This is a genomic window from Arthrobacter agilis (genome assembly GCF_002953615.1).
Taxonomy (GTDB): Bacteria; Actinomycetota; Actinomycetes; order Actinomycetales; family Micrococcaceae; genus Arthrobacter_D; species Arthrobacter_D agilis_B.
On sequence record NZ_CP024915.1, the window covers coordinates 903,079 to 906,834 of the forward strand.

Consider the following 3,756-nt stretch of genomic DNA (forward strand, 5'->3'; position numbering starts at 1 on the left):
CCGACGCCGCCGTCGCCCTCGCCGGTGCGGACGTCGTCGCCACCGACACCTGGGTCTCGATGGGCCAGGAGGACGAGAAGGCCGCCCGGCAGGAGCTGTTCCGGTCGTACGCCGTGGACGCGGCGGCCATGGCGCAGGCGGCGCCCGACGCCGTCGTGCTCCACTGCCTGCCCGCGTACCGCGGCTACGAGATCGCCGCCGAGGTCATCGACGGCCCGCAGTCCCTCGTGTGGGACGAGGCGGAGAACCGGCTGCATGCGCAGAAGGCGCTCATGACCTGGCTCGTGGCCCGATCCACCGGGCAGGGCCCGGAGCGGACGCCATGACCGTCCAGCGCGATCCCGTGCGTCCCACCACGAAGACGGCGCGGCACGCACGCATCACGGATCTCCTCACGGCGCAGTCCGTGCGCTCCCAGGTGGAGCTCGCCGCGCTCCTCGCCGCGGACGGTGTGCAGGTGAACCAGGGCACGCTGTCGCGGGACCTCGTGGAGCTCGGCGTCGTGCGCGTCCGGGGAGCCGATGGCGCGCTCGTCTACGCCGTACCCGTGGAGGGCGGCGGCCGCCACGCCCAGAGCGGCGTCTCGCAGGAGATCCTCGACGCACGGCTCGCGAAGCTGTGCAACGAACTGCTGGTGACGGCCGAGTCCTCGGGCAACATCGTCATCCTCCGGACGCCGCCGGGAGCCGCGAACTTCCTCGCCCTGGCCATCGACCACTCCGTGATGCCGTCCATCCTGGGCACCATCGCGGGGGACGACACCGTGATGCTCGTGAGTCGGGAACCCGACGGCGGCGCCGCCGTCGCCGAACGCTTCCTCGGACTCGCACAGGAACCGCAGGGACCCGCCGAGCAGTCCTGACGCCCGCGCCGATAGGCTGGCACCAGTGCGCCCCGCGCCACCCTCAGACCACCCGAACCACCTCGTGACACCAGCTACGAACAGACGACCCACGGGCGCCCCGCCCGGACAATCGAAGGAGCACATCCCGTGACCGAACGCATCGTCCTCGCCTACTCCGGCGGACTCGACACCTCCGTCGCCATCGGCTGGATCGCCGAAGCCACCGGGGCCGAGGTGATCGCCGTGGCCGTCGACGTCGGACAGGGCGGCGAATCACTCGAGACCATCCGCCAGCGCGCCCTCGGCTGCGGTGCCGTGGAAGCCTACGTGGCGGACGCCCGCGACGAATTCGCCACCGACTACTGCATGCCCGCGCTCAAGGCGAACGCCCTCTACATGGACGCGTACCCGCTCGTCTCGGCGCTGTCCCGTCCCGTCATCGTCAAGCACCTCGTCGCAGCCGCCCGCCAGTTCGGCGCCACGACCGTCTCCCACGGCTGCACCGGCAAGGGCAACGACCAGGTCCGGTTCGAGGTCGGCATCCAGACCCTCGGCCCGGACCTGAAGTGCATCGCACCCGTCCGGGACCTCGCCCTCACGCGTGACAAGGCCATCGCCTTCGCCGAGGAGAAGGGCCTGCCGATCGAGACCACCAAGAAGAACCCGTTCTCCATCGACCAGAACGTCTGGGGTCGGGCCGTCGAGACCGGCTTCCTGGAGGACATCTGGAACGCGCCGACCAAGGACGTCTACGACTACACCGAGTCGCCCGAGTTCCCGCCCGCCGCGGACGAGGTCACCATCTCCTTCAAGGAGGGCATCCCCGTCGCGATCGATGGCAACGCCGTCACCCCGCTGCAGGCCATCGAGGAGCTCAACCGCCGTGCGGGCGCCCAGGGCATCGGCCGCATCGACATCGTGGAGGACCGCCTCGTCGGCATCAAGAGCCGCGAGATCTACGAGGCGCCCGGCGCGATGGCCCTCATCGCCGCACACCGCGAACTCGAGAACGTGACGATCGAGCGCGAGCAGGCCCGCTTCAAGAAGACGGTCGACCAGCGCTGGACCGAACTGGTGTACGACGGCCAGTGGTTCTCCCCGCTCAAGCGCTCGCTCGACACGTTCGTCGACGACACGCAGAAGTACGTGACCGGGGACATCCGCATGGACCTTCACGGTGGCCGTGCGACGGTCACGGGCCGCCGTTCCGACGTCGCCCTCTACGACTTCAACCTCGCGACCTACGACTCCGGCGACACGTTCGACCAGTCGATGGCCCGCGGCTTCATCGAGATCTTCGGCCTCTCGTCCAAGGTCGCATCGAGCCGGGACCAGCGGGCAGGCGCCTGATGGTCCCACAGCACGACGGCGGCCCACGAGCGCAGGGGTCCCCGGCCGAGCGAAGCGAGGGTGGGGGGCGCCCGGGGACGAACGAGGGTTCGCTGTGGGGCGGCCGGTTCGCCGGCGGCCCCGCCGACGCCCTCGCCGCGCTGAGCAAGTCGACCCACTTCGACTGGCGGCTGGCGACGTACGACATCGAGGGCTCCCGCGCGCACGCGCGCGTCCTGAACAGGGCCGGACTGCTCGACGACGCCGAACTGGCCGGCATGATCGATGCCCTGGACCGCCTCGACGCCGACGTGCGATCGGGCGCCTATGTCCCGGCCGAGAGCGACGAGGACGTGCACGGGTCGCTCGAGCGCGGCCTCATCGAGCGTGCGGGGCCGGCCCTCGGCGGCAAGCTGCGCGCCGGCCGCTCCCGCAACGACCAGGTGGCGACGCTGGGACGGATGTACCTGCGGGACCACGCCCGCATCATCGCCCGCGGCGTCCTCGCCACGATCGGCGCGCTCGTCGACCAGGCGGAGGCGCACCTCGAGGCGCCGATGCCCGGGCGGACGCACCTGCAGCACGCCCAGCCGGTCCTGCTGAGCCACCACCTGCTCGCCCATGCGTGGGCACTGCTGCGCGACGTGCAGCGGCTGCAGGACTGGGACCGCCGTGCGGGGGTCTCGCCCTACGGCTCGGGAGCGCTCGCGGGTTCGTCGCTGGGTCTCGATCCCGAGGCGGTGGCAGCGGACCTCGGGTTCTTCTCGGCGACGCACAACTCCATCGACGGCACGGCCTCACGCGACGTGTACGCCGAGTTCGCCTGGGTGACCGCGATGATCGGCGTCGACCTCTCCCGCGTGAGCGAGGAGATCATCCTCTGGGCCACGAAGGAGTTCTCCTTCGTCACCCTGGACGACGCCTTCTCCACCGGATCCTCGATCATGCCGCAGAAGAAGAACCCCGACGTCGCCGAACTCGCGCGCGGCAAGGCGGGCCGGCTGATCGGTGACCTGACGGGTTTGCTCGCGACGCTCAAGGGCTTGCCGCTGGCCTACAACCGCGACCTGCAGGAGGACAAGGAGCCCGTCTTCGACGCCGTCGACACCCTCGAGGTGCTGCTGCCGGCCGTCTCCGGGATGATCGCGACGCTGGTGTTCAACACCGCCCGTATGGCGGAGCTCGCACCCCAGGGTTTCGCCCTGGCGACCGACATCGCCGAGTGGCTCGTGCGTCAGGGCGTACCGTTCCGGGAGGCTCACGAGCTGTCCGGTGCTGCCGTCCGCGTCGCCGAGCAGCGCGGCGTCGAGCTGTGGGACCTGACGGACGAGGAATTCGCGGGCATCTCCGACCACCTGACGCCTGCCGTGCGCGAGGTGCTGACGGTCGAGGGATCACTGGCGAGCCGTGACGCCCAGGGCGGCACGGCTCCGACCGCCGTCCGGCGCCAGCTCGCAGCGCTGCGGACCGGACTCGAGGGCGTCGAGGGGTACCTCGCCGCCTGACCGCATGCCGGGCGGCGCGGCTCCCCGACGGAGCCTCGCCGTCCGGCGGAGTCCCGATCGCCGCTACCCCTGCCGGTG

3 protein-coding genes and 1 pseudogene are annotated in these 3,756 nt (G+C 71.0%); all 4 read left to right on the plus strand.

Translation table 11 applies throughout. The features are described 5' to 3' along the window. A pseudogene (locus CVO76_RS04380) lies at positions 1-326 on the plus strand (ornithine carbamoyltransferase); the annotation flags it as partial. Beyond that, on the plus strand, positions 323-862 hold the full coding sequence (locus CVO76_RS04385; RefSeq protein WP_133082257.1) for an arginine repressor: 540 nt from the start codon (positions 323-325) through the stop codon (positions 860-862). The pseudogene CVO76_RS04380 and the gene CVO76_RS04385, both read left to right, overlap by 4 nt. Positions 863-991: 129 nt before the next feature. Then, complete coding sequence (locus tag CVO76_RS04390) at positions 992-2,194, plus strand: argininosuccinate synthase (protein WP_208740850.1); 1,203 nt, start codon at positions 992-994, stop codon at positions 2,192-2,194. Then, on the plus strand, positions 2,194-3,678 hold the full coding sequence (gene argH / locus CVO76_RS04395; RefSeq protein ID WP_208740851.1) for an argininosuccinate lyase: 1,485 nt from the start codon (positions 2,194-2,196) through the stop codon (positions 3,676-3,678). The genes CVO76_RS04390 and argH overlap by 1 nt, the downstream gene beginning before the upstream one ends. Positions 3,679-3,756: the final 78 nt, after the last annotated feature.